Origin of the sequence: Sphingopyxis sp. Root154 (genome assembly GCF_001427105.1) — a bacterium.
Classification (GTDB): Bacteria; Pseudomonadota; Alphaproteobacteria; order Sphingomonadales; family Sphingomonadaceae; genus Sphingopyxis.
The window spans coordinates 1110226-1133378 of the sequence record NZ_LMGI01000002.1; the positions used below are offsets into that span (position 1 = coordinate 1110226).

General features: G+C 65.9%; 24 protein-coding genes. 10 read left to right on the forward strand and 14 right to left on the reverse strand.

Going from position 1 to position 23153, the window contains the following annotated elements; genetic code table 11:
- Window positions 1–45: 45 nt before the first annotated feature.
- The gene (locus tag ASD73_RS10975) at window positions 46–723 is read right to left on the reverse strand and encodes a Crp/Fnr family transcriptional regulator (protein WP_056372256.1); all 678 of its coding nucleotides are present in this window, start codon (window positions 721–723) and stop codon (window positions 46–48) included.
- A gap of 258 nt (window positions 724–981) precedes the next feature.
- Here ASD73_RS10975 and ASD73_RS10980 point away from each other — a divergent pair, with 258 nt between their 5' ends.
- Window positions 982–2355, forward strand: coding sequence for a class II 3-deoxy-7-phosphoheptulonate synthase (locus ASD73_RS10980; protein WP_056372258.1), 1374 nt, complete (start codon window positions 982–984; stop codon window positions 2353–2355).
- 64 nt (window positions 2356–2419) lie between these two features.
- Here ASD73_RS10980 and ASD73_RS10985 read toward each other — a convergent pair whose 3' ends face one another.
- Both ASD73_RS10985 and ASD73_RS10990 read right to left on the reverse strand, forming a co-directional pair.
- Window positions 2420–3922 carry a M28 family peptidase gene (locus ASD73_RS10985; RefSeq protein WP_235534334.1) on the reverse strand — a complete coding sequence of 501 codons (1503 nt, stop codon included), beginning with the start codon at window positions 3920–3922 and terminating at the stop codon, window positions 2420–2422.
- Between the two features lie 102 nt (window positions 3923–4024).
- Window positions 4025–4834 (reverse strand): HpcH/HpaI aldolase/citrate lyase family protein, encoded by an 810-nt coding sequence (locus tag ASD73_RS10990; RefSeq protein ID WP_056372265.1) that lies wholly within the window; start codon window positions 4832–4834, stop codon window positions 4025–4027.
- Between the two features lie 79 nt (window positions 4835–4913).
- On the opposite strand from ASD73_RS10990, the gene ASD73_RS10995 reads away from it, so the two are divergent.
- Window positions 4914–5828, forward strand: coding sequence for an SPFH domain-containing protein (locus ASD73_RS10995; protein WP_056372266.1), 915 nt, complete (start codon window positions 4914–4916; stop codon window positions 5826–5828).
- Between the two features lies 1 nt (window position 5829).
- Window positions 5830–6276, forward strand: coding sequence for an NfeD family protein (locus tag ASD73_RS11000; protein ID WP_056372267.1), 447 nt, complete (start codon window positions 5830–5832; stop codon window positions 6274–6276).
- Here ASD73_RS11000 and ASD73_RS11005 read toward each other — a convergent pair.
- The 3 genes from ASD73_RS11005 to ASD73_RS11015 form a co-directional block, all read right to left on the reverse strand.
- Window positions 6273–6815 (reverse strand): GNAT family N-acetyltransferase, encoded by a 543-nt coding sequence (locus ASD73_RS11005; protein ID WP_056373519.1) that lies wholly within the window; start codon window positions 6813–6815, stop codon window positions 6273–6275. The genes ASD73_RS11000 and ASD73_RS11005 overlap by 4 nt on opposite strands.
- A 32-nt stretch (window positions 6816–6847) precedes the next feature.
- Window positions 6848–7408 carry a hypothetical protein gene (locus tag ASD73_RS11010; RefSeq protein WP_056372269.1) on the reverse strand — a complete coding sequence of 187 codons (561 nt, stop codon included), beginning with the start codon at window positions 7406–7408 and terminating at the stop codon, window positions 6848–6850.
- A 137-nt stretch (window positions 7409–7545) separates the two neighbouring features.
- Window positions 7546–8433 carry a metal-dependent hydrolase gene (locus tag ASD73_RS11015; RefSeq protein ID WP_056373520.1) on the reverse strand — a complete coding sequence of 296 codons (888 nt, stop codon included), beginning with the start codon at window positions 8431–8433 and terminating at the stop codon, window positions 7546–7548.
- A gap of 56 nt (window positions 8434–8489) precedes the next feature.
- Between ASD73_RS11015 and ASD73_RS11020 the strand changes: the two genes are divergently transcribed.
- The 6 genes from ASD73_RS11020 to sppA all read left to right on the forward strand — a co-directional run bounded on the left by ASD73_RS11020 (window position 8490) and on the right by sppA (window position 15283).
- A complete protein-coding gene (locus ASD73_RS11020) occupies window positions 8490–9098 on the forward strand; it encodes a TetR/AcrR family transcriptional regulator (protein WP_056372273.1) in 609 nt (202 codons plus the stop codon).
- 174 nt (window positions 9099–9272) lie between these two features.
- Complete coding sequence (gene obgE, locus ASD73_RS11025; RefSeq protein WP_056372274.1) at window positions 9273–10313, forward strand: GTPase ObgE; 1041 nt, start codon at window positions 9273–9275, stop codon at window positions 10311–10313.
- Window positions 10314–10363: 50 nt separating this feature from the next.
- A complete protein-coding gene (locus ASD73_RS11030; RefSeq protein ID WP_056372276.1) occupies window positions 10364–11158 on the forward strand; it encodes a MipA/OmpV family protein in 795 nt (264 codons plus the stop codon).
- Between the two features lie 46 nt (window positions 11159–11204).
- Complete coding sequence (gene proB / locus ASD73_RS11035; RefSeq protein ID WP_056372278.1) at window positions 11205–12308, forward strand: glutamate 5-kinase; 1104 nt, start codon at window positions 11205–11207, stop codon at window positions 12306–12308.
- A 17-nt stretch (window positions 12309–12325) separates the two neighbouring features.
- Window positions 12326–13222, forward strand: a complete 897-nt coding sequence (locus ASD73_RS11040) for an NAD-dependent epimerase/dehydratase family protein (protein WP_056373522.1) — start codon at window positions 12326–12328, stop codon at window positions 13220–13222.
- A 78-nt stretch (window positions 13223–13300) separates the two neighbouring features.
- A complete protein-coding gene (gene sppA / locus ASD73_RS11045) occupies window positions 13301–15283 on the forward strand; it encodes a signal peptide peptidase SppA (protein ID WP_082521490.1) in 1983 nt (660 codons plus the stop codon).
- A 33-nt stretch (window positions 15284–15316) separates the two neighbouring features.
- On the opposite strand, the gene ASD73_RS11050 is transcribed toward sppA, so the two are convergent.
- From ASD73_RS11050 to ASD73_RS11060, 3 genes are read right to left on the reverse strand one after another with little or no spacing between them, the layout of a single operon-like run.
- Entirely contained in the window at window positions 15317–16219 is a 903-nt protein-coding gene (locus ASD73_RS11050; RefSeq protein ID WP_056372280.1) for an alpha/beta fold hydrolase, read from the reverse strand.
- Window positions 16220–16244: 25 nt separating this feature from the next.
- Window positions 16245–17573 carry an oxygenase MpaB family protein gene (locus ASD73_RS11055; RefSeq protein ID WP_056372283.1) on the reverse strand — a complete coding sequence of 443 codons (1329 nt, stop codon included), beginning with the start codon at window positions 17571–17573 and terminating at the stop codon, window positions 16245–16247.
- A 36-nt stretch (window positions 17574–17609) separates the two neighbouring features.
- The gene (locus ASD73_RS11060) at window positions 17610–18230 is read right to left on the reverse strand and encodes a trimeric intracellular cation channel family protein (RefSeq protein ID WP_056372285.1); all 621 of its coding nucleotides are present in this window, start codon (window positions 18228–18230) and stop codon (window positions 17610–17612) included.
- A 53-nt stretch (window positions 18231–18283) separates the two neighbouring features.
- On the opposite strand from ASD73_RS11060, the gene ASD73_RS11065 reads away from it, so the two are divergent.
- On the forward strand, window positions 18284–18745 hold the full coding sequence (locus ASD73_RS11065) for a GFA family protein (protein ID WP_056372286.1): 462 nt from the start codon (window positions 18284–18286) through the stop codon (window positions 18743–18745).
- A gap of 5 nt (window positions 18746–18750) precedes the next feature.
- Here ASD73_RS11065 and ASD73_RS23205 read toward each other — a convergent pair whose 3' ends face one another.
- From ASD73_RS23205 to odhB, 5 genes are all read right to left on the reverse strand, one after another.
- Entirely contained in the window at window positions 18751–19368 is a 618-nt protein-coding gene (locus ASD73_RS23205; protein WP_235534337.1) for a peptidase dimerization domain-containing protein, read from the reverse strand.
- On the reverse strand, window positions 19311–20087 hold the full coding sequence (locus tag ASD73_RS23210) for an amidohydrolase (protein WP_235534341.1): 777 nt from the start codon (window positions 20085–20087) through the stop codon (window positions 19311–19313). The genes ASD73_RS23205 and ASD73_RS23210 overlap by 58 nt, the downstream gene beginning before the upstream one ends.
- A 23-nt stretch (window positions 20088–20110) precedes the next feature.
- The gene (gene lpdA / locus ASD73_RS11075) at window positions 20111–21508 is read right to left on the reverse strand and encodes a dihydrolipoyl dehydrogenase (protein WP_056372288.1); all 1398 of its coding nucleotides are present in this window, start codon (window positions 21506–21508) and stop codon (window positions 20111–20113) included.
- Between the two features lie 50 nt (window positions 21509–21558).
- Window positions 21559–21795, reverse strand: coding sequence for a hypothetical protein (locus tag ASD73_RS11080; RefSeq protein WP_056376035.1), 237 nt, complete (start codon window positions 21793–21795; stop codon window positions 21559–21561).
- An 85-nt stretch (window positions 21796–21880) separates the two neighbouring features.
- Window positions 21881–23140 carry a 2-oxoglutarate dehydrogenase complex dihydrolipoyllysine-residue succinyltransferase gene (odhB, locus tag ASD73_RS11085; RefSeq protein ID WP_056372292.1) on the reverse strand — a complete coding sequence of 420 codons (1260 nt, stop codon included), beginning with the start codon at window positions 23138–23140 and terminating at the stop codon, window positions 21881–21883.
- Window positions 23141–23153 lie beyond the last annotated feature (13 nt).

Here is a 23153-nt window from a genome sequence, read left to right on the forward strand (position 1 = left end):
GCAGTTTCGAGGCCGGGAAAGGCTGGACTCAAGAAAAAGCTGGGCTCAAAAAACTGCCGACCGCTCGGCGATACGCGTGTTCGCGCTTGCAAGCTTGCCGCGAAGGGCGCGCGCGAAACCTTCGTGAAGCGCGCCCGCAATCCCGGGATTGGCGGCCAGATAGGCGCGCAGCGCCGCGGCGGGAACGAACCACAGCCGGGCGTTGCTGCCGAGCGTCACCGTCCCGGTCGCATGCGCGCCGTCGAGCACCGTCGCTTCGCCGATCAGCGCGCCGCCCCCGAGTTTGGCGATCTCGACCCCATCGCGCAGGATCGCGGCTTGTCCCTCGGCCAGATAGAAGAGGCTGGGCGCCGCCTGATTCTCGCGGATCAGCACCTCGCCGCGCTTTGCCGAAATCCAGTGCCCCTGATCGATCAGATCGCGCGCAGCCGTAGCCCCGAGGCCGGAAAAATGCTGGCGGCGCAATTCCTCTTCTTCGGGAGAAAACTGCACTTTGGCGTCGCGCAGCCACAGCCGCCCCAATATACCGATGTTGACGACGAGGATCGCAAGCACGAGCAGGCCGTAACCGAGATCCGGCCCACGAAATAATGTCAGCGGCAAGGCGACTAGGGCCGCCGCGGCGAGGCCGATGCGGGCATAGTCAATCCGCACGACAAAACTCGTCGCCAGAAGGAGCAGCAGCGCCCCGTAGAGAAACCATGCGGAATTGAAACTCGCCATAGCCAATCGCTTCGCGTCGAGACCCAACCTCAGGTCACCGGGTGTATAACGTTGTCGATAGCCAAAAGCCTTGGTCGCGCGAGGCTAATCGCATTTCCGCAGCGCGTAATAAACTACCATTTTTGGTCTCTCAAGAAAAGCATAGGTGCGCAAATGTCACGATAATGCTAATTTTCAGGTTTGATCGTGCCGGAAACATTGCTTCCGCGCGGCATAGGCGCCATGTGGCGCTCGATTCGAACGCGAAAAGACAGGCAGATGACAAAAAACTGGCAACCGCATAGCTGGCGCTCGCACGAGGCCCGCCAGCTTCCCACCTATCGCGACGCCGATGCGCTGGCGGCCGCCGAGCGCGAGCTCAGCAATTATCCGCCGTTGGTGTTTGCCGGCGAGGCGCGCGACCTGACCGCCGACCTTGGCCGCGTGGCCGAGGGCAAGGCGTTCCTGCTGCAGGGTGGCGATTGCGCCGAAAGCTTTGCCGAATTCCATCCGAACAACATCCGCGACACCTTCCGCGTACTGCTTCAGATGGCGGTCGTGCTGACCTTCGCGTCGAAGATGCCCGTGGTGAAGCTCGGCCGCATGGCCGGCCAGTTCGCCAAGCCGCGCTCGGCCGATCTCGAAGACATCGACGGCGTGTCGCTGCCGAGCTATCGCGGCGACATCATTAACGACATCGCGTTCGAGGAAGCGGGCCGCGAGCCCGACCCGCAGCGCATGGTCAAGGCGTATAACCAGTCGGCGGCGACGCTGAACCTGCTGCGCGCCTTCGCGAATGGCGGCTATGCGAACCTGCATCAGGTCAACGCCTGGACGCACGACTTCATGGACCGCAGCCCGTGGGCGAAGAAATATCAGGAGACCGCCGCGCGGATTTCCGAAGCGCTCGCCTTCATGGAAGCATGCGGCGTGACCCCCGAAACTGTCCCGCAGATCAAGGGCACCAGCTTCTACACCAGCCACGAGGCGCTGCTGCTCCCCTATGAGCAGGCCCTCACCCGTCAGGATAGCCTGACCGGCGGCTGGTACGACACCTCGGGCCATTTCCTGTGGGTCGGCGACCGCACGCGCTTCGAAGGCTCGGCGCACATCGAATATCTGCGCGGCATCGGCAATCCGGTCGGGATGAAGTGCGGCCCCAGCCTTGAGCCCGACGTGCTGCTGCGCCTGCTCGACACGCTCAATCCGAACCATGTCGCGGGCCGCATGACGCTGATCACGCGTTACGGCCACGACAAGATCGAGGCGCATCTGCCCAAGCTGGTGCGCGCGGTGAAGGAATCGGGCCATCCCGTCGTCTGGTCGTGCGACCCGATGCACGGCAATGTCATCAAGACGCCCAACGGATACAAGACGCGTCCGTTCGAGCGCATCCTCGCCGAGGTGCGCGGCTTCTTCGCCGTCCACCGCGCCGAGGGTACGCATGGCGGCGGCATCCACATCGAGATGACCGGCCAGAATGTCACCGAATGCACCGGCGGCGCGATGGACGTGACCCAGATGGACCTCGCTGATCGCTATCACACGCATTGCGATCCGCGGTTGAATGCCGGGCAGAGCCTTGAGCTCGCGTTCCTGCTGGCAGAGATGCTCAATCAGGAAATGGCGGACCGCGCCAAGCAGGCGGCTTGACGCCCGCCAGATAAAATAACGTCGCCCCCGCCTTCGGGCGGGCGACGTTATCATTCAACGATAATTACTTGCCCGACCACCGCTTCGTATCGGCGAACGCCCGGCCGATCGCGACATGCAGATCGGCATCCTCGGCCGCGCCGCCGAGCGGAATCTTGTCCGAGAAATTATCCGCCGCGCTGTGATAATCGCTGCCGAGGAAGGCCTCGAGCAGCTTCATGTCAGAAAAGCTGCCGCCGACCATCAACGACGTCACGCCCTTGGCGCCGAGCGCCCAGCCGTCCTGCCGCTGGATGAAGGCATCGGCCTCGCGATCCTCGTCGAGCTTGCGGCCGAGTTTCGTCGCCGCCTCGCGCACCACCGCGTCATAGGCGGGCTTGCCGCGTCCGATCGTCGCGACCGGGGTGCCGCGCGGCGAAATCGCGATGGTGTCGATGTTGAGCGCAACGGTGATGTCCGACAGCGGCACGACCGGATGATCGGCGAAATAATGCGCGCCGAGCAGGCCCTTTTCCTCCGCCGTCGTCGCCATGAAATAGATGTCGCGGTCGGGACGCGCGCCCGTCCCCAGCCGCTTCGCGACCTCGATCAGCACCGCTATGCCGCTCGCATTGTCGACCGCGCCATTGCAGATGCGGTCGGCCGCACCTTCGGGCTCGCAAATGCCGAGATGATCCCAATGACCGAGGAACAGCACCGCCTTGCCGTCGGGCTTGGCGCCGGGAAGCTTGGCGATGATATTGTTGCTGGCGAAGGGCCGCGTGGTCGATTTCGCCGTGATGTCGGCGGTCACCGGCAGCACCGCGCCCTTGTAGTCGGGCGATTTTGCGGCTTCGCGGAGCGCGCCGCCATCCTGCCCCGCCCGTTTGAGCAGCGCATCGGCCGCCTCGAGCGATAGGAAGCCGCTGACCGGCGCGCCCGGCTTGGCGCCCGCAAGGCGCATCGACTTGGCGCCCGCGCTTTCGCGCAGCGCCGTCCAGGGCACGGCATCGGTCGCGATGACGAGCACCGCCGATGCGCCGGCATCGGCAAGCATCTGGCGCCGCTCGCGATAACGCGGCAGCTTGTCGCCGAAGGGCGTATTGTCGAACAGCATGATCGCCAGCTTGCCCCTGACGTCGGCATTGACCTTGCCCGCGCCGTCGAGGCCATAGCCGACGAAGATGGCGGGAAGGTCGGCGAGCGCGACCGACGCATCGCGGCTGCTCAGGATGATCCCGTCATCCTCCAGCGCGAAATCGCGGCCGTTGACCTTGAACTTCGCACTGCCGCCGAGCGCCTGCGTTTCGACGAAAGGCACCGGCTGGAGCCAGGGGGTTGTGCTGCCCGGAACGGCTTCGAGCCCTGCCTTCGCCCATTCGCCGACGATATAGGCGATCGTGCGATCCTCACCCTCGGTCCCCGGCGCGCGGCCTTCGAACGCATCACTCGCCAGCACCTTGATATGATCGGCGAGCTGGGCCTCGGTGATCGGCGCGTCGCCCTTGGCGGGCGCGGCCAAAACGGCGGGAGCAATGGCGAGAAGAGCGATGGCCGCGGCGGCGGCGTGGAAACGGGTGGTTTTCATGGCGCCGCCGCATGGCATTTCCGCCGCCGCCCGGCAAGGCGCGTTCGTCGAAAGACGAACGGCAACATATCCTCCCCGCCCGCTTGCGGGAGGGGAGAACCACTACCGCCCGGCCCGTTCCAGCAATGCCCGCGCCGCCGCGACATGCATATCCTCGATCATCCGCCCGTTGTGGCGCTGCGCCCCGCCCGTTGCCGCGGCGACGAGCGCCTCGGCGGCCGCAATCTCGCGTTCGGACGGGGCAAAGGCGGTGTTGCACGGATCGACCTGCGACGGGTGGATCAGCGTTTTGCCATCGAAACCGAGCCGCCGTCCTTCTGCCGCCTCGGCCGCGAAGCCCCGGGCGTCGTCGATCGCGTTATAGACGCCGTCAAAACCCCATACGCCGCCCGCGCGCGCGGCAAGGACGATCGACTGGATCGCATGGCTCATCGCGCCGCGGTCCATCCCGTCGGGCAGTTTGAGTTCATGCGCAAGATCGTTGAGCCCAGCGATCAGGCCGCTGACGACCGGATCGGCGGCAATGTCGCGCGCGGCATAGATCGCCGCCGGCGTCTCGATCATCGCGAAGACCGTCAGGCCGAGGCCGCGCAGCGGGTCGAGATCGGACGGTACATCGACTTTCGGAAGCACCACGGCGTTGAGCTTCAGCCCGGCAATTGCGGCAATATCGTCCACCTGTTCGGCGGTGCCCGTCGCATTCACGCGCACCGCAACGCGCTTGCCCGGGAAGCCTGCCGCCACCGCGGCGCGCATCGCGGCGCGCGCTTCGGCCTTGCGGTCCGCAGGCACCGCATCCTCGAGGTCGATGATCAGCAGGTCGGCGGCGAGCCCGCCCGCCTTTTCGAGCGCGCGCGCGTTCGATCCGGGGACATAGAGCAGGGAGCGCGGCGGATAGTCACTTGGCGTCATATGCTTTTCTGTGGCGCAGCCGGACCATTGCCGCAATAAGGAAGGCGATTGCAGACGGAAATTGCTGAGGGGGTATTCGATGTATTTCGCACTTGCACTGGTAGTTCTGGCACTGGTGTTCCTGATCTGGGCGCTGACCCCGGTCCGGCAGGGCTTTGCCTATACGATCGAACGCTTCGGCCGCTACACGCACACCGCGCAGCCGGGCCTGAACTTCATCATGCCGATCTTCGACCGCGTCGGTCGCAAGGTAAACATGATGGAGCAGGTGCTCGACATTCCCGGGCAGGAAATCATCACCAAGGACAATGCGATGGTCGCGGTCGACGGCGTTGTCTTCTTCCAGGTGCTCGATGCCGCGCGGGCCGCTTATGAGGTCAGCGACCTCTATCTTGCGATCATGAACCTGACGACGACGAACCTGCGCACCGTGATGGGGTCGATGGACCTCGACGAGACGCTGTCGAAGCGCGACCATATTAACGCGCGGCTGCTCGTCGTGGTCGACGAAGCAACCTCGCCCTGGGGGGTCAAGATCACCCGCGTCGAGATCAAGGACATTCGCCCGCCCGCCGATATTTCGAACGCGATGGCGCGGCAGATGAAAGCGGAGCGCGAAAAGCGCGCCAACATCCTCGAGGCCGAAGGCATGCGCGCGTCGGAAATCCTGCGCGCCGAGGGCGAGAAGCAGGGCCAGATCCTGCAGGCCGAAGGGCGCCGCGAAGCCGCCTTCCGCGACGCCGAAGCGCGCGAGCGCGAGGCGGAAGCAGAGGCGAAAGCGACGCAAATGGTGTCGGACGCGATCGCGGGCGGAAATGCGCAGGCGATCAATTACTTCATCGCGCAAAAATATGTCGAGGCGGTGAGCCAGTTCGCGACCAGCCCGAACGCGAAGACGATCCTGTTCCCGGTTGAGGCGACGCAGCTGATCGGCACATTGGGCGGCATAGGTGAGCTCGCGCGCGACGCGCTCGAACGCAAGACGGGAGCCTGACATGCCCGAATGGCTGACGAATATGGAACCGCATTGGGCGTGGCTATCGCTCGGTGTCCTGCTCGCCGCCGCGGAGATCGTCGCGCCGGGCTTCTTCCTGATCTGGCTGGGCGCCGCGGCGATCGTCACCGGGGCGATCGCGTGGATCGTCCCGCTGAGCATTCCCTTGCAGCTCGGCGTCTTTGCCGTTCTGTCGTTCATCGCGCTCTATGGTGCGCGCCGCTGGCTGAAAGCGAACCCGATCACGTCGGCCGACCCTCACCTCAACCAGCGCGGCGGTCGGCTGATCGGCGAGGTACTGACGGTGACCAAGGCGATCGAGGACGGACGCGGCCGCGCGAAAGTCGGCGACGGCGAATGGCCGGTGCGCGGCCCTGACGCGGCCGAAGGCAGCAAGGTCCGCGTCGTCAGCGCCGACGGCGGCGTGCTGGTGGTCGAGGCGGTTTAACCGCCCTTTGGCCGCGAATAGATTGCGACGATATGCCCCAACGCATCGCTTTCGCCGATGCGGCGGAAACCGAGCTTCGCCGACACGCGTTCCGAGGCGTCGTTACCGAGGTCGATGATGCAGCGCACTTCGGCGGCGTCGAGGTTCGCATCGGCCCAGCCGAGCGCGGCGGTCATCGCTTCGGTCGCATAGCCGGCACCCCAATGATCGGCATCGAACGCCCAGCCCGCCTCGGGCACTCCTTCGAGTTCGGGCATACCGCGGCAGAAATAGCTGAGCCCCCCCATGCCGACGAGCGCATCGCTCGACCGGTCGGCGAAGAGCCAGTAACCGAAGCCCATCACCGGCCATAGTCCGGCCGAGCTCAGGAACTTGCCCCAGCTGACGTCGGGTGCGCGCGGTTCGCCGCCGATGAAGCGCGTGACGCGTTCGTCGGCCCACATCTCGATATGGACATCCTTGTCGGACAGGCGCCCCGGCCGCAGGCGCAGACGTTCGGTCTCGATGACGGGCGGTGCGGTAAAAGCTTTGAAGGACATGGGCGCGGGTGTGCCGAAGCCGGCGCGGGCGGTCAATCGGGGATCAGATAATGGTCGAACAGGTCGTGCAGCACCGCCGTGCCGTCGACCTGCTGCTTCGCCCGCATCACCGCAAGCGTGTCGACGCGCGCCAGCACGTCGACATGGCGGAGCACGGCGTGATAGTGCGGGCGGTCCTGAAAATCATGGAACAGAAAGATGCACTCGGGTTTGCAGTGGATGATCGCCTGCAACAGACAGGCGACCCGAAAGCGTCCGTCGATCAGCACCGCATCGGGGCTGCCCTGCACGTTTCGCCATATATCGGTGTGGTAATGCGGCCAGTCGCGGATCCGGCTTTCGTCCGCCGGATAACCCCATTCAGCCACGGGGCCGATGTCGACGTGAAAGGGTGTGAATTCGACGACTTCGCGCGCGACGTCGGCCTGGACCTTGGCCAGCCAGGCGGAGTCGCTGTCGACGCTGACAATCCGGCGTACCTGCCGCGCCGCGACGACCGTGCTGCCGCCGCAGCCGAATTCGAGCAAGGAACCGAGCCCCGCCAGTTGCAGTTCGAACTGCGTGACTTCGGCCGCGGTCATTTGTGGTTGCATGGTCCCCTCCACCCACAAATGGTATGGGAACGCATCCGCGGCGTCCAGCGGCATCGACGCCGCCGCTCCGCGGATGAGGAGGCCCAGAGACAGGGAGAGAGAACCGCTCTGGACCCCCGCAACCGCGGAGAAGAAAATCAGGCGGCGGCTGCCAGTTCGGGCCCTGACGAATGCGCCGGCATGATCGCGTCGGCATAATCGCTCTCATATTTCTTGATCAGCGACCGATCGTCGTGGTTCCACGGATGGAAGCCGGGCATGAAATAGGAAAGCCAGGGTACGAAGCTCTTGCGCAGCACGCCGGGCGTGCCGAGCAGATACCACCAGATGCGCGCGGTGACGCGCCAGCCGGTCAGGCCGTCCTGCCGGAGCAGCGCCTTCATCCCCTTGACGCGCTTCGGCCAGAAACGCGTGGTGACGAGGATCATCATCAGCGACTTGGCACGCCAGCGGCGGAATCGGCTCCAGTCCTTCGTCGCGTGCAGCCACGTGTCGTACGCGACGCCCTTATGCTCGATTTCCTCGATCGCATGCCATTTCCACAAGGCGGCCCACTCGGGCTCGGCACCCGCGTACATCTTGTCCTCGCGCAGCATCACCGCCGCCATCATCGCGGTATAATGTTCGAGCGCAATCGTCGCCATCAGGTTGACGATCTGAGGGCGCGTCTTGATCAGGTCGAGAACCTGATTCACGTCATCCTCGAGCTCCGAAAGATCGTAACCCGCCTCCGCCGCCTTTTTGTTGAAGACGACATGCTCGCGGCTGTGGATCACTTCCTGCTGCGTGAAGGCGCGGATTTCGCGCGCCAGCTTGTCGGGAACGCCGTCGCGGTGCGCCTTCACCGCTTCGATGAACATCGCCTCGCCGCGCGGAAAGGTCACCGACAGCGCGGTGTGGAATGCCGAGGCGATCGGGTCGCCATTCAACCACCAGCGGCCCTGTTTGTCATCGCGGCCAAAGCGCATGTCGCGCGGTGTAATCGAAAGATCGACGGGCGTCGGCGACTGGGAAAGACTGGACATATGGCTCATACCGTCGAAAAGGGGAGACGGGCCAGCAATAGGGTTTACTTACATATATGTCAATAGTGAAGAAGCGTCTGAGTCCAGAGGAAAGCCGTTCGGCGGCGCTCGAGGCTGCGCGCCAGATTTTGGTCGAAACGGGACCGGCGGCGGTGACGCTGAAGGCCGTTGCGGCGCGCATCGACCGCACGCACGCGAACCTGCTCCACCATTTCGGCAGCGCCGCGGGGCTGCAAAAGGCGCTCGCTGCCTATCAGGCCGAAACGGTGTGCGCGACGATCGGCAGAAAAATGGCCGAATCGCCACCCGGCGAACGCAATGTGCGCGAAATCGTCGATCTCGCCTTCGATGCCTTTAACGAGGGCGGCGCGGGCGCGCTCGCGACATGGATGGCGGCGACGGGCAATGACGATGCGCTCGACCCGATCGTCGATGCGATCCACAAGCTGATCGACGGCATGTCGCCCGACGCGCACGAAAAGCGGCTGATGCACGAGGATACGCTCGCGCTGGTGCTGATGGCGTTGGGCGATGCGCAGCTCGGGGGCCCCATGGCCGAAGCGCTCGACCTGCCGCGCGACACCTCGCGCGTGCTCGCGACCGAACTCATCACCGGGCGGATCGCCAAATTCTGGGCCGAGCATGGCGGCAAGCCTGCCGCCTGAAGGCTAGCAATTTTGTTGCGCGCACGCTAAGGGGCCGCCTTCCCCATCCCCGTTCGCATCGAGCGAAGTCGAGATGCCCCTCGGCTTGGCGCCATGTTGCGGGGTGTCTCGACTTCGCTCGACACGAACGGGATTGAATGTTTAGTCTCCCGCTTCCGCCCTGAAGGCCCCACCATGCATTTCCTCGACCAAGCCAAGATCTTCATCAAGTCCGGCGACGGCGGCCCCGGCGCCGTCAGCTTCCGGCGCGAGAAATATGTCGAATATGGCGGCCCCGACGGCGGCAATGGCGGCAAGGGCGGCGACGTGATCTTCGAAGCAGTCGCGGGCCTCAACACGCTGATCGACTTTCGCTATACGCAGCATTTCAAGGCGAAGCGCGGCACCCCCGGCGCGGGGCGCGACCGCACCGGCGCGGGCGGTCCCGATCTCGTCATCCAGGTCCCGATCGGTACCCAGATCCTCGACGATGACGAGGAGCGCAGCCTGCTCGCCGACCTGACGAAGGAGGGCGAACAGCTCGTCTTCCTGCGCGGCGGCGATGGCGGGCGCGGTAACGCGAGCTACAAGACCTCGACCAACCGCGCGCCGCGCCAGCACGGCCCGGGCTGGCCCGGCGAAGAAATGTGGGTGTGGCTGCGGCTGAAACTGCTCGCCGATGCCGGCCTCGTCGGCCTGCCCAATGCGGGTAAGTCGACCTTCATCAACGGTGTCACCAATGCGCAGGCCAAGGTCGGCGCCTATGCCTTCACGACGCTGCGTCCGCAGCTCGGCGTCGTCAGCCACAAGGGCAATGAATTCGTCGTGGCCGACATCCCCGGGCTGATCGAGGGCGCCGCTGAAGGCGCCGGGGTCGGCGACCGCTTCCTGGGCCATATCGAACGCTGCCGCGTGCTGCTCCATCTTGTTGACGCGAACGACGAAGATGTCGCGACGAGCTATCGCATCGTGCGCGACGAACTCGAAGCCTATGGCGCCGATCTCAATGACAAGCCGGTGATCGTCGCGTTGAACAAGATCGACACGCTCGACGACGAGCTGATCGCGGCGCTGTCGGCCGAACTGGCAGAGGAAAGCGGGCATCCGGTGATGGCGCTCTCGGGCGCGAGCGGCGCGGGCGTCCCCGCGGTGCTCGACAAGCTGCTCGAGGCGATCGGCCACCCCGAGCCCGGCGAGGACGAAAGCGACGAAGCCCCCGGCTGGTCGCCGGTCTAGGAACGAAACACCGCCGCTGGGACTTTCATGCGGAACAACAAGGATTTCGCATGACCGATCGCAACAAGTTTCCCGCCCTGTTTCTCACCGCATTCGCGCTGGCGTCCGTCCCGGCGCACGCTCAGGAGGGCAATGAGGGCGGAGAAAAGCGCACGCGCATCATCCTCGGCCCGCAGCTGTCGCCCTCCTGGCCGGGCGCGGACAAGTTCAGCGTCGGCCCCTATGTCGACGTATCGCGAACGCGGGACGCCGAATTCACGTTCGAGGCGCCTGACGAGAGCTTCGGATCGCCGCTGATCCGTTCGGGCAATTTCGCCTTTGGTCCGGCTTTCGGCTTTATCGGCAAGCGCAAGGCGTCCGATATCGGCGCCGACCTGCCCAAAGTCGGTTTGTCGATCGAGGCCGGCGCTTTCGGGCAGGTTCATCTGACCCCCGAACTCCGTGTCCGCCTTGAAGGGCGCAAGGGGTTGAGCGGTCACAAGGGCTGGACCGGTGAAGTCAGTGCCGATTATGTCGCACGGCAAGGCGACGACTGGCTCTTCTCGATCGGCCCGCGCGTGACGCTCGGCGACGCCAAATATACCCGCGCCTATTTCGGCGTTACGCCGGCGGCCGCCGCGACATCGGGCCTGCCCGCCTATGATCCGGGCGGCGGCATCCAGTCGGTCGGCGTCGCCGCCGGTTATCACCGCATGCTCGGCAAGCGCTGGGGTATCGCGGTCTATGGCCGTTACGACCGCCTCGTCGGCGATGCAGCGGACTCGCCGATCACGCGCCAACTGGGATCGCGGAGCCAGCCGTCGGGCGGTGTCGCGCTCAGCTATACTTTCGGCGGATCGCGTTGACGTAATAGCATTGGCGTGACGGCGCCCGCACGCTATCGGCGGCGGGATGTTGTTCGCACCCGCCTCCTGCCCCCGGCTGATCGTCAAGATCGGATCGGCCTTGCTCGTCGATCCGGACGGTGCGGTAAGACGTGACTGGCTTGCCGGCATCGCTGCCGACATTGCCGAACGGACGCGCGCGGGCCAGCAGGTTGCAGTTGTATCTTCGGGCGCGATCGCGCTTGGCGCGCGGCGACTCGGTCTCGCCAAGGGCGGGCGCGGGACGCTGGAAGATGCGCAGGCGGCCGCCGCGACCGGGCAGATTGCGCTGTCGCAGGTGTGGGCCGAGGTGCTCGGCGCCGAGGGGCTGACCGCGGCGCAGATGCTCGTCACGCTCGACGACCTCGAACATCGCCGCCGCTATCTCAACGCCGCGGCGACGCTCGACCGCCTGCTCAGCCTCAGCGTCGTGCCGATCATCAACGAGAATGACAGCGTCGCGACCGAGGAAATCCGCTTCGGCGACAATGATCGTCTTGCCGCGCGCGTTGCCCAGGCGGCAGCGGCGGGCGGCGTCATCCTGCTCTCCGATATCGACGGGCTTTACGACCGCAACCCCGCGCAGGACGGCGCCGTGCATATCGCGCGCATCGAGCGCATCGACGCGAGTATAGAGGCGATGGCCGACACCGGATCGGCGTCGGGCATGGGATCGGGCGGCATGGTGTCGAAGATCGCGGCGGCGCGCATCGCCAATGCCGCGGGCGCGCATCTTGCGATCGCGTCGGGCCGCATCGACCGCCCGCTGTCGACCGCGGCGCGGCATAGCCTGTTCGTCGCCGACAAGGGCGCGAGCGCGCGCAAGGCGTGGCTCGCGGGCGGGCTCACCGCCAAGGGCCGGATCGAGATCGATGCCGGCGCCGCAAAGGCGCTGCAAGGCGGCGCAAGCTTGCTCGCCGCGGGGGTGACCGCGGTCAGCGGCAGCTTCGCGCGCGGCGACATCCTCGACATCGCGGGCCCCGACGGGCGCGTCATCGCGCGCGGCCTCTCCGAATATCCCGGCGCCGACGCCGCGAATATCGTCGGCCTCGGCCGCGATGCACAGGAAGCCGCGCTCGGCTATGCACCGCGCAGCGCAATGGTCCACCGCGACCATATGGTACTGCTGTGAGCGAACGCGTGCTCGCGATGACCGGCGCGACCGGCTTCGTGGGCGGCGCGACGATGCGCGATGCGGTCGCGGCGGGCTGGCACGTCCGCGCCCTCACCCGCCGGCTGCAGCCCGAGCGCGACGGCGTGACATGGATCGCCGGCGCGCTCGATGACAAAGACAGCCTTGCCGAGATGGCGGCTGGCGCCGATGTCGTCATGCATATCGCCGGCGTGGTGAATGTGCCGACGCGCGCGGCGTTCGAGGCAGGCAACGCAACCGCCACGGCGAATGTCGTCGATGCCGCGCGCGGTGCCGGGGTAACGCGCTTCGTCCATGTGTCGTCGCTCGCCGCGCGCGAGCCCGGCATCTCCAACTATGGCTGGTCGAAGGAACGGGCCGAGGCCATCGTTATGGCGAGCGGGCTGGACTGGACGATCGTGCGCCCACCCGCGGTATTCGGCCCCGGTGACACCGAAATGCTCGACCTGTTCCGCATGGCGCGGCGCGGCATCGCGCTGGTGCCGAGCGGGCGCATGTCGGCGATCTATGTCGACGAACTCGCACGGCTGCTCGTGACGCTCGCCGCCGACCGCGGCGCGAGCATCGGCCAGATTTACGAGCCCGACGACGGCAAGCCAACCGGCTGGTCGCATCGCGGCTTTGCCCGCGCGGTCGCGCGCGCCGTCGGGCGGCAGCGCCTGTCGACGGTCGCGACCCCCGCCCTGCTGCTCAAGGCGGGCGGGCGGCTCGACACGCTCGTCCGGCGCAGCCGTGCCAAGCTGACCCCCGACCGCGCGCGCTATATCGCGCATCCCGACTGGGTCGCGACCGAAGGCGCGTGCCCGCCCGCCGCGCTGTGGCGCCCCGAGCGCGACACCGACGACGCGCTGGCCGAGACCGTGCGCTGGTATCGCCGCGAAGGCTGGCTCTGACGTCGCCCGTATGGCGTCGGCGTTCGGCTGTCGAAGCGTGCATTGCCAAGGGCGAGCCGCATCCCTAGGTTTGCGGGCATGACCGATACCACCGCGAACACACCCAACGATCCCGCCGGCCCCTGGGCAATCCCCGTGCGCCGGCCGCTGCCGGGCGAGGAAAAGCCCAAATCGACCACCAGCTTTCCGCGTAAGGTCTGGCACCTGCTCGTCGGGATCAAGGACGCGCTCGCGCTGATCTTCCTGCTGCTCTTCTTCGTTGCCTTGTTCGGCCTGCTTTCGGGCCGCCCCAATACCGGGCTGCCGGTCAGCCAGGGCGCCCTGCTGATCGAACTCGACGGCATCGTTAGCGAACAGCCTTCGGAAGTCGACCCGCTCGCCGCGCTGTCGGGCGGCGCGCAGCTCAAGGAAATCCGCGTGCGCGACGTCGTCCACGCGCTGGAGGTCGCCGCCGACGACAAGCGGGTGACCTCGGTCGTGCTCGACCTCGACCGCTTCCTCGGCGGCGGACAGGTGTCGCTCGCCGAAATCGGCGCCGCGGTCGACAAGGTGCGCGCGAAGGAAAAGCCCGTGCTCGCCTTCGCCACCGCCTACACGACCGACAGCTATCAGGTCGCGGCGCACGCGAGCGAAATCTGGGCCGACGGCATCGGCGGCGTCGCGATCGCCGGACCGGGCGGATCGCGCCTCTATTACAAGGGGTTGATGGACCGGCTCGGCGTTACCGCGCATATCTACCGCGTCGGCACCTTCAAAAGCGCGGTCGAACCCTTCCTGCGCACTGACCAGTCGCCCGAAGCGAAGGAAGCCGACCTCGCTTATGCCAGCGTGCTGTGGGAAAACTGGCTGACCGACGTCAAAAAGGCGCGCCCGGCGGCGAATCTCGACGCCTTTATCGCCGATACCGCAGGTGCGGTGCGCGCGGCGGGCAACGATCTGTCGAAGGCGTCGGTCGATGCGGGTCTTGTTGATAAGGTCGGCAGCCGCATGGCGTTCAACCGCCGCGTCGCCGAGCTCAGCGGCGCGGCCGACGACAGCAAGCCGTGGGAATATAACGCAATCCCGCTCGAAAACTGGGTCGCCGCCAATCCGCCCGCAACGAACGGCAGCGTGATCGCGGTCGTTCCCGTCGTCGGCGAAATCGTCGATGGCGAAGCGCCGAGCGGCGTCGCGGGCGGCGAAACCATCGCGAAGCATATCCTCGACGCCGCGACCGACAGCAGCGTGAAGGCGATCGTCCTCCGCGTCGATTCGCCCGGCGGGTCGGTGCTGGCGTCTGAAGAAATCCGGCAGGCGCTGCTCGCCGCGAAGGCGAAGAAGCTGCCGATCGTCGTCTCGATGGCGAATGTCGCGGCGTCGGGCGGCTATTGGGTATCGACCCCTGCCGACCGCATCTTTGCCGAGCCCGAGACGATCACCGGATCGATCGGTGTGTTCGGCATTCTGCCGAGCTTCGATCAGGCGCTCGCGAAGATCGGGGTCAACGCCGACGGCATCGCGACGACGCCGCTGTCGGGCCAGCCCGACGTGTTCGGCGGGGTGAACGACGAGTTCAACGCGCTGGCGCAGGCGAGCGTCGAGGACATCTATGGCCGCTTCACCGGCCTTGTCGCGAAAAGCCGCAAACAACCGATCGAGAAAGTCCGCACGATCGCCGAAGGGCGCGTGTGGGCGGGCGGCACTGCGCGCCAGATCGGCCTCGTCGACCAGTTCGGCGGCCTGCCCGACGCGCTGAAAGCTGCGGCGAAGCTCGCGAAGGTCGACGGGGATTTCCACGCCAAATATTTCGAGGACGAGCCGAGCGAGTTTTCGAAGATGCTTGCAAGCTGGTCGGGCGCCGAAAAGGAAAGTGCGGCATTGCCGCGCGGCTGGTTCGGCATCGCGGCGATGAACCGCCAGCTGACCGAACGGCGGCTGATACAGGATCTGACGATGCTGACGCAGGCCGGGTCGGTGCAGGCGTCGTGTCTCGACTGCCGCGCCTATCTGCCCGCGGTGCCACGGCCGGGCCAGGCCGAAGCTAAGGGCTTCTTTGCGACGATCGCGCTGTTGTTGAAATAAGGATCCTCTCTCCCGCAAGCGGGAGAGGAGAGCTTACGCCGGGACGGCAACCTGTTTTGCGTGCTCGGCAATTGCATCGGCCATCGTGTCGACCAGCCCGAGCGGCAGGTCGTGGCCCATACCGGGAATCGTCAGCAGTTGCGCGCCCGCGATATTCTCGGCCGTATCGCGCCCGCCGGGGAGCGGCACCAGAGGGTCGTCCTCGCCATGGATGACGAGCGTCGGCGCCTTCACCGATTTAAGCAATTCCCGCCGGTCGCCATCGGCAACGATGGCCGCCATCTGGCGCGCGACACCCTGCGGATACCAGCCGCGTTCGAAGTCGGCGCGAACACGGCGCTGCAGCCGATCTTCGGCGGACGGATAGCCGGGACTGCCGATCACGCGCGCGGCATTGACCGAATAAGCGATCAGCGCCTCCTTGTCGCCGTTCATCGGGCGGTTCGCGAGCACCTGCATCGCCTCCTTCCGCGCGCGCGGCAGGCGGCGGTTGCCCGTCGTCGACATCACCGACGTCAGCGACAGTACATGTTCGGGATAGCGCGCGGCGATATGCTGCGCGATCATCCCGCCCATCGACACACCGACGACATGCGCGCGTTCGATGCCCAGATGGTCGAGCAGGCCGATGCCGTCGGCTGCCATATCGGCAAGCGTGTATGCTGGCCGGATCGGCAGCCCGATCACCGATTTGACGATCATCCATTTGACGTTCGGCACCCCTGCCGCCTCGAAGCGAGTCGACAGGCCAACGTCGCGATTGTCGTAACGGATCGTGCGAAAACCCCGTTCGTTCAGCGCATCGACGAACTCGTCGGGCCACAGCGTCAATTGCCCGCCCAGCCCCATCACCAGCAATACGACCGGTGCGTTCTTCGGCCCCTTGTCCTCATAAGTGATGCTGATGCCGTTAACGGCCGCCTGTTCTGTCTGCATGAAAATCCCTTGGCTGGAGAACGGATCAACCCGCCGTGGCGGGTTTGTAATTGGCGGCGTTCGAGGTGAATTCGGCGCGCCCATAATCGTCGAGCTGGCGCTCGATCCGGCGCACGAGGCGGTGGTCGGCAAGATGACGGATCACGGGCAGGCGCGAGGCGACGCGGTACGCCGCCATGCGCCCCGCAATCCCGAGCATCGTCGCACCATAGATGAGATGATCGCGGCGGTTTACGGGCACGCCGACATTCGCCGCGCGTTCCTCGTCGCCGGCAAGGAAGGCCTTCACGAAGAAGACGCGGCTGACCGAATATTCGAGGCGGCGTTTGACCTGCCCCTTGGGCGACATGTCTTTCGACAGTTCGGCGTCCATCGTCGCGCGGAGCAGCCCGCCACAGACCACGTCGTCATATTCGTAGCGGAGCGTCGCGCTGCGCGTGCGCCAGATGCGGACGATCTCCTGCGGCGTGTCGGCGAGCAGATCCTCGGGCAGCCCGAGCAGGTAGCAGCGATAGCGCGCCAGCTCGACGCGCGCGCGTTCGAGCCGGGTGAAACTCGTGCGGCCCTTCGCAAGCACCTCCTGCGACAGAAAATAGACGGGGATCAGCCCCGCGGGCATCTGGTCGAGCTGCGGGATCGGCATGCCATAGGTTTCGGTGTCCCACATGCCCGGCCGCGACAGCACGTTGACGCGCACCATCGAGTGCATCAGCCGCACCATCGCCGCGGCCTTGAAGCCGGGCCCGAAGCGATCGAGCGCGCCGGGGAGCGCGGTGGTGGCAAAGAAGGTCGCGGTTTCCTTCACCCGCCGCGCCGCGGTCGCCTGACCGAGCGTTCCGGTCAGCGCCATCGGCAGCGCCGAATATTTGTTGAGGAAAGTCGCGATGAACGCCCCGCGGATCAGGAAGGGCGACAGGTTCGCGGTGGCGTTGCGTTCATAGGCAGCGCCTTCTTCGACCAATGTCATGTCGAGCCAGTCGGGCTTCTGCTCCATCTCGCGGATCAGCGCCGCGAGCTCGGGCGGCGCGTCTTCCACCGCATCGATGCCCCTGTCGCATGCCTCGATCAGCATCGCGACGGTCTGCTGGAACCCAAGGCGCGGCATCAGCGCGGCATAGGCGTCGCCCGTGCGGTCGCCGAGCATCGTATATTCGCGAATGCGGCCGAGCAGGTCGGGGTCATCGAGATAGGCGGCCCGGTCGATGCTGCGGACGCGACTGAGTTCGCTCACCGCGTCGGCCTCAGGCGCCCAGCGCTCGGGCGCCTTGTCGAAATCGAAACGGCCGAACAGGTCGGGCAAGGCGTCGGCCTGGTCCCGCACGCGGCGGGCAATGGTGCTGACATCACTGTTCATAAGGCGAAACTGACAGAGTTTCGCGATTTGGCAAGCCTATCCGCTTTTGGGACCGCGGTAGGTGGGGAGCGCGAGCGACCAGTGGATCGCCGCGCCGCGCAGGATGAAGCCCGCGACCGCGCCCGCAACGGCCGCAATGGGCGTCCCCGTCCCCAGCCATTGCAGGAGCAGGAACAATCCCGACGCCAGCGCCGCCGCGGTCACATAGACTTCGGGCCGCATGATGATCGACGGCACACCCGCCAGGATGTCGCGGATCGTACCGCCGACGCAGCCGGTGATCACCCCCATCATCAGCGCGGGCACGGGCGGCACGCCCCACGCCAGCGCCTTGGCCGTGCCGAACACCGCATAGGCGGCGAGCCCCACCGCATCGGCCCATTCGAGCAACTGCCCTTGCCACCAGCGTTCGGGGGTGAGCCAGACGACCATCGCAATCGCGATACACACCGCCGCGATCGCGCCATCCTGCACCCAGAACACCGGTGCGCCGATCAGCAGGTCGCGCACGCTGCCCCCGCCGACACCCGTGACCAGCGCAAAGAAGGCGGCGGTCACCAGCGTCTGGCGCAGCCGTACCGCCATCAGCGCACCCGACAGCGCGAAGACACCGATACCGACGAGGTCGAGCAGGCGGACGAGGGTTTGTGTATCCATCGCGCGCCGGGCTATCATCGCGCGCGATACGGCACAATGGAGAGGAGGCGGCCATGGAAGGCAGATGCACTTGCGGCGCAGTTCGCTACCGGCTGACATCGGCACCGATGATCGTCCATTGCTGCCATTGCCGCTGGTGCCAGCGCGAGACCGGCAGCGCCTTCGTGATCAACGCCGTGATCGAAAGCGACCGCGTCGAAGCCAAAGGGACGCTCGATTACATAATGACACCGTCGGAAAGCGGCCGGGGGCAGGAGATCGTCCGCTGTCCGACCTGCCGGATTGCGCTGTGGAGCCATTATCCCAGCGCGGGCCGTCGCTCTTCCTTCGTCCGTGTCGGCACGCTCGACGAACCGGACCGATGTCCGCCCGATGTTCATATCTTCACACGCAGCAAACAGCCATGGGTCGTCCTGCCCAACGACGCAAAGGTCTTTACGGATTTCTACCCGTCACCCGGCGGCGTGTGGAGCAAAGAAGCACAGCGCCGATGGCAGGCGATGATGGCCAGCTGAAAGCCCTATTTGGCGTCGGGGCGCACGCCGCCGATGACCGATAAGACGATCGCGGCGACGGCGTTCCGGATCACCGGCTCGGCCTTGGGCGCGAAAAAGGGCGAATGGTTCGTCGGCACCGGCTGGCCCTTCGCCTTCAGGTCGGCGAGCACCGCCGGATCGTAACCGCCAATCGCGAAATAGAGCGACGGGATGCCCGCATCGACGAACTCCGAATAATCCTCGCTCGCCGATACCGGCGCGGCGCTCGCCGGCGCGAAGAACAGGCGTTCGCCGAACACCGGCTTCAATGTTGCAAAGCCGTTCGCCGCCATCGATTCATTGTTCACGAGGCTCGCGGTGCCGGTCAGATAGGTGATCGTCGGTTCGGGCGCGTTGCCCATCATCGCCGCCGCCTTCGCGGAACGCTCGGCGCCCGACCGCAGCAGCTGGCGCACCTCGGGGGTCAGCGAGCGGATGTTGACCTTCACCTCGGCGCTGTCGGGAATGATGTTGGGCGCACTGCCCGCATTGATCGCGCCGATCGTCAGCACGCCAAAGGCATTGGGATCCTTCTCGCGGCTGATCACCGTCTGCACGTCGGTAACGAAGCGCGCCGCGATCGGGATCGGGTCGAGCGCCATCGAGGCATCGAACCGTGCCCGCCCCGGCCGTGGAAGGTGATCGAGTAGCTGTCCGACGCCGAGAAGGCGGTTCCCGCCTTGATCGCGACCGTCCCCGTCGGGCCGTTCAGCACATGCGCCGCGAAGCCGTAATCGGGCTTCGGAAAGCGCGTCAGCAGCCCGTCGTCGAGCATCGCTTTCGCGCCCTTCAAAATCTCTTCGGCGGGCTGGCCGATCAGCACCACCGTGCCCGACCAGCTGTCGCGCATCGCGGCAAGCCCCTGCGCGACGCCAACGAGATAGGCGACATGCGTGTCGTGCCCGCACGCGTGCATGACGGGCACATCCTTGCCCTCATAGGTCGCGCGCGCCTTGCTCGACCAGGCGAGCCCTGTCTTTTCCTCCATCGGCAGCGCGTCCATGTCGGCGCGAATGAGGATCGTCGGGCCCTCGCCATTCTTGAGCACGCCGACGACGCCGGTGCCGCCAACCTTCTCGGTCACGGTGAAACCCGCCTTGCGGAGATGCTGCGCGAGGATGCCCGCGGTGCGCACCTCCTGCAGCCCGAGTTCGGGATTCTGATGCAGATCCTTGTACAGCGCGTCGAGCGCCGGATAATTCTTGTCGAGCAGCGCGGTCAGCCGCGCGTTCGCCGCGACAAGATCGGGTGCCGCCTGCGCGCCGGTCGCAGTGAGGGAGAGAGCCAGCAAAGCCCCTGCCCAGAGCCAATGCTTCGCCATGTTCTCTCCCCCATTTATCCGTCTCAGATGTGGATCGGTTTGCCCGTCACCGCCATCGCAGCTTCCTTGATCGCTTCGCTATGCGTCGGATGTGCATGGCAGGTGTAGGCGATATCTTCGGACGTCGCGCCGAATTCCATCGCCTGCGCGGCCTGCGCGATCATCGTGCCGGCGACGCTGGCGATACACCACACGCCGAGCACGCGGTCGCTCTTGGCATCAGCGATCACCTTCACGAAGCCGTCGGGCTCGTGGTTGGTCTTGGCACGGCTGTTCGCCATCATCGGGAATTTGCCGACCTTGACCTCGCCCTTTTCCTTCGCCTGCTCTTCGGTCAGGCCTACGCCAGCGATTTCGGGCCAGGTATAGACGACCGACGGGATGACGTCGTGGTTCACGATGCCGGTCAGCCCGGCGATATTCTCGGCGCAGGCGATGCCTTCGTCCTCGGCCTTGTGCGCGAGCATCGGGCCGGGGATGACGTCGCCAATCGCCCAGATGCCGGGGACCTGCGTGCTGAAATCATGGTCGGTTTCGATCTGGCCGCGCTGGTTGACCGCGAGGCCCGCCTTGTCGAGGCCGAGGCCGTCGGTGTTCGGACGGCGGCCGATCGACACTAGCACGACGTCGGCTTCGAGCGTTTCGGCGTCACCACCCGCCGCGGGTTCGAGCGTCAGCACGGCCTTCTTGCCCTTGACGTCGGCCTTGGTGACCTTGGTCTTGAGCTTGAATTCCATGCCCTGCTTCTTGAGGATCTTGTTCGCTTCCTTGCGGACGTCGCCGTCCATGCCGGGCAGGATCTGGTCGAGATATTCGACGACGGTGACCTTGGCGCCGAGGCGGCGCCACACGCTGCCGAGTTCGAGCCCGATCACGCCGCCGCCAATGACGACCAGATGGTTCGGCACTTTGGCGAGTTCGAGCGCGCCGGTCGAATCGACGATCACCTGCTTGTCGTTATCGACTTCGACGCCCGGAAGCGGGGTCACCGACGAGCCGGTCGCGATGATGATATTCTTGGCGCGATAGGTCTTGCCCGCGACCTCGACGCTGTCTTTCGAGGTGAACTGCGCATAGCCCTTCAGCCAGTCGACCTTGTTCTTCTTGAACAGGAATTCGATGCCGCCGGTCAGGCCCTTGACCGCGTCGATGCGCTGGCCGTGCATCGTCGGCAGGTCGAGCTCGGGCTTCACCTTGATGCCCATCTTCGCCATCGAACCATTGGCGGCGGCGTCGAAATATTCCGACGCGTGCAGCATCGCCTTCGACGGGATGCAGCCGACGTTGAGGCAGGTGCCGCCCAGCGTCTCGCGCCCTTCGGCGCACGCGGTCTTCAGGCCGAGCTGCGCCGCGCGGATCGCCGCGACATAACCGCCGGGGCCCGAACCGATGACAAGGACGTCGTAGTCGTAATCAGCCATGTTCAATCTACCTCAATTTTCTGCCTGGCACCGTCAACGAGCGAATCCGCTCAAACGGGCAGCCCGGATTTCGCGGCGCATTGTTTCATAACCGGCGCCGCCATTTCGGGCGACAGGCCGATCAGGTCCGATGCGCTATATTTCTTGATCAATTCGTCGGCCGTGCATTTGCACACCTTGGCGGTCAGGTCAGCCGGCGCCCCGCTACCCTCGGCCGCCGTGCGGCACGTCTCGCCGAAGCTTTCGACGAAGCTGGCCTTGAGCCCGTCCTCGAACCCTTTCTGCATGCGGCTTTCGCCCTCGCTGCAACCCGTAAGGGCAGCGGCGACGGCGAAGGCCAGAATCGGTCGGGCAGAGAGGAGGATCATCGGATCAAAGATCGATCAGCAGACGCGTCGGATCCTCGATCGCTTCCTTGATCGTCTTGAGGAAAGTCACCGCTTCGCGGCCGTCGATCAGGCGGTGGTCATAGCTCATCGCGAGATACATCATCGGACGGATCACGATCTCGCCGTTGCGGACGACCGGGCGATCCTCGATGCGATGGAGGCCAAGCACCGCCGACTGCGGCGGGTTGATGATCGGGGTGGACATCAGACCGCCGAACACGCCGCCATTCGAGATGGTGAAAGTGCCACCGGTCATGTCGTCGATCGTCAGCGTGCCGTCCTTGGCGCGCTTGCCGAGGTCAGCGATCGCCTTTTCGATGTCGGCGAACGACAGGCTGTCGGCGTTGCGCACGACGGGAACGACGAGGCCGTTCGGCGCGCTGACCGCGACCGACACGTCGAGATAGTCGTGATAGACGATTTCGTCGCCGTCGATCCGCGCGTTCACCGCGGGGATATCATGCGCGGCGAGCGCCACTGCCTTGGTAAAGAAGCTCATGAAGCCGAGGCGGACGCCATGCTTCTTTTCAAAGCTTTCGCGATATTTGTCGCGCGTCGCCATCACCGCCGACATGTCGACATCGTTGAACGTCGTCAGCATCGCGGCGGTGTCCTGCGCCGCCTTCAGCCGCTTCGCGATCGTCTGGCGCATGCGCGTCATCTTCACGCGCTCTTCATGGCGGCCCGGCGCACCGCTGGCGACGGGCGCGGCGGCAGCAGCCGCCGGAGCGGGAGCGGCAGCCGGCGCGTTGTTGGCGGCGGCAAGCACATCTTCCTTGGTCAGACGGCCATCCTTTCCGCTGCCCTGGATCTTCGTCGGGTCCACGCCATGCTCGAGCACGAGGCGGCGCACCGCGGGCGACATGGTCGTGACGGTGTCGACGCCATCGGCGGCCGGAGCTGCGGTTGCGGCGGGCGCGGGAGCAGCAGCTTCGGCCTTGGCAGCCGGTGCCGGAGCAGGAGCAGGAGCGGCAGCGGCAGCGGCAGGCGCCGGGGCAGCGGCACCGCCCGCTTCGATCGTCGCGATTGCCGCGCCGACATTGACCGTATCGCCGACCGCGGCGAGCTGCTGGCCCATCACGCCTGCGACGGGCGACGGCACTTCGACCGCGACCTTATCGGTCTCGAGGCTCGCAATCGGCTCGTCGAGCGCAACGGCTTCGCCAGGCTTTTTCAGCCATTCGCCGATCGTCGCTTCGGTGACGCTTTCGCCCAGCGTGGGGACTTTGACTTCGGTGCTCATAGGTGCAGTTCCT

Bases quoted from the DNA above. Each gene is read 5' to 3' on its own strand.
- ASD73_RS10975 (WP_056372256.1), bottom strand. From the start codon at position 723: ATGGCGAGTTTCAATTCCGCATGGTTTCTCTACGGGGCGCTGCTGCTC.
- ASD73_RS10980 (WP_056372258.1), top strand. From the start codon at position 982: ATGACAAAAAACTGGCAACCGCATAGCTGGCGCTCGCACGAGGCCCGC.
- ASD73_RS10985 (WP_235534334.1), bottom strand. From the start codon at position 3,922: ATGAAAACCACCCGTTTCCACGCCGCCGCCGCGGCCATCGCTCTTCTC.
- ASD73_RS10990 (WP_056372265.1), bottom strand. From the start codon at position 4,834: ATGACGCCAAGTGACTATCCGCCGCGCTCCCTGCTCTATGTCCCCGGA.
- ASD73_RS10995 (WP_056372266.1), top strand. From the start codon at position 4,914: ATGTATTTCGCACTTGCACTGGTAGTTCTGGCACTGGTGTTCCTGATC.
- ASD73_RS11000 (WP_056372267.1), top strand. From the start codon at position 5,830: ATGCCCGAATGGCTGACGAATATGGAACCGCATTGGGCGTGGCTATCG.
- ASD73_RS11005 (WP_056373519.1), bottom strand. From the start codon at position 6,815: ATGTCCTTCAAAGCTTTTACCGCACCGCCCGTCATCGAGACCGAACGT.
- ASD73_RS11010 (WP_056372269.1), bottom strand. From the start codon at position 7,408: ATGCAACCACAAATGACCGCGGCCGAAGTCACGCAGTTCGAACTGCAA.
- ASD73_RS11015 (WP_056373520.1), bottom strand. From the start codon at position 8,433: ATGTCCAGTCTTTCCCAGTCGCCGACGCCCGTCGATCTTTCGATTACA.
- ASD73_RS11020 (WP_056372273.1), top strand. From the start codon at position 8,490: ATGTCAATAGTGAAGAAGCGTCTGAGTCCAGAGGAAAGCCGTTCGGCG.
- obgE (WP_056372274.1), top strand. From the start codon at position 9,273: ATGCATTTCCTCGACCAAGCCAAGATCTTCATCAAGTCCGGCGACGGC.
- ASD73_RS11030 (WP_056372276.1), top strand. From the start codon at position 10,364: ATGACCGATCGCAACAAGTTTCCCGCCCTGTTTCTCACCGCATTCGCG.
- proB (WP_056372278.1), top strand. From the start codon at position 11,205: ATGTTGTTCGCACCCGCCTCCTGCCCCCGGCTGATCGTCAAGATCGGA.
- ASD73_RS11040 (WP_056373522.1), top strand. From the start codon at position 12,326: ATGACCGGCGCGACCGGCTTCGTGGGCGGCGCGACGATGCGCGATGCG.
- sppA (WP_082521490.1), top strand. From the start codon at position 13,301: ATGACCGATACCACCGCGAACACACCCAACGATCCCGCCGGCCCCTGG.
- ASD73_RS11050 (WP_056372280.1), bottom strand. From the start codon at position 16,219: ATGCAGACAGAACAGGCGGCCGTTAACGGCATCAGCATCACTTATGAG.
- ASD73_RS11055 (WP_056372283.1), bottom strand. From the start codon at position 17,573: ATGAACAGTGATGTCAGCACCATTGCCCGCCGCGTGCGGGACCAGGCC.
- ASD73_RS11060 (WP_056372285.1), bottom strand. From the start codon at position 18,230: ATGGATACACAAACCCTCGTCCGCCTGCTCGACCTCGTCGGTATCGGT.
- ASD73_RS11065 (WP_056372286.1), top strand. From the start codon at position 18,284: ATGGAAGGCAGATGCACTTGCGGCGCAGTTCGCTACCGGCTGACATCG.
- ASD73_RS23205 (WP_235534337.1), bottom strand. From the start codon at position 19,368: ATGGCGCTCGACCCGATCCCGATCGCGGCGCGCTTCGTTACCGACGTG.
- ASD73_RS23210 (WP_235534341.1), bottom strand. From the start codon at position 20,087: ATGGCGAAGCATTGGCTCTGGGCAGGGGCTTTGCTGGCTCTCTCCCTC.
- lpdA (WP_056372288.1), bottom strand. From the start codon at position 21,508: ATGGCTGATTACGACTACGACGTCCTTGTCATCGGTTCGGGCCCCGGC.
- ASD73_RS11080 (WP_056376035.1), bottom strand. From the start codon at position 21,795: ATGCAGAAAGGGTTCGAGGACGGGCTCAAGGCCAGCTTCGTCGAAAGC.
- odhB (WP_056372292.1), bottom strand. From the start codon at position 23,140: ATGAGCACCGAAGTCAAAGTCCCCACGCTGGGCGAAAGCGTCACCGAA.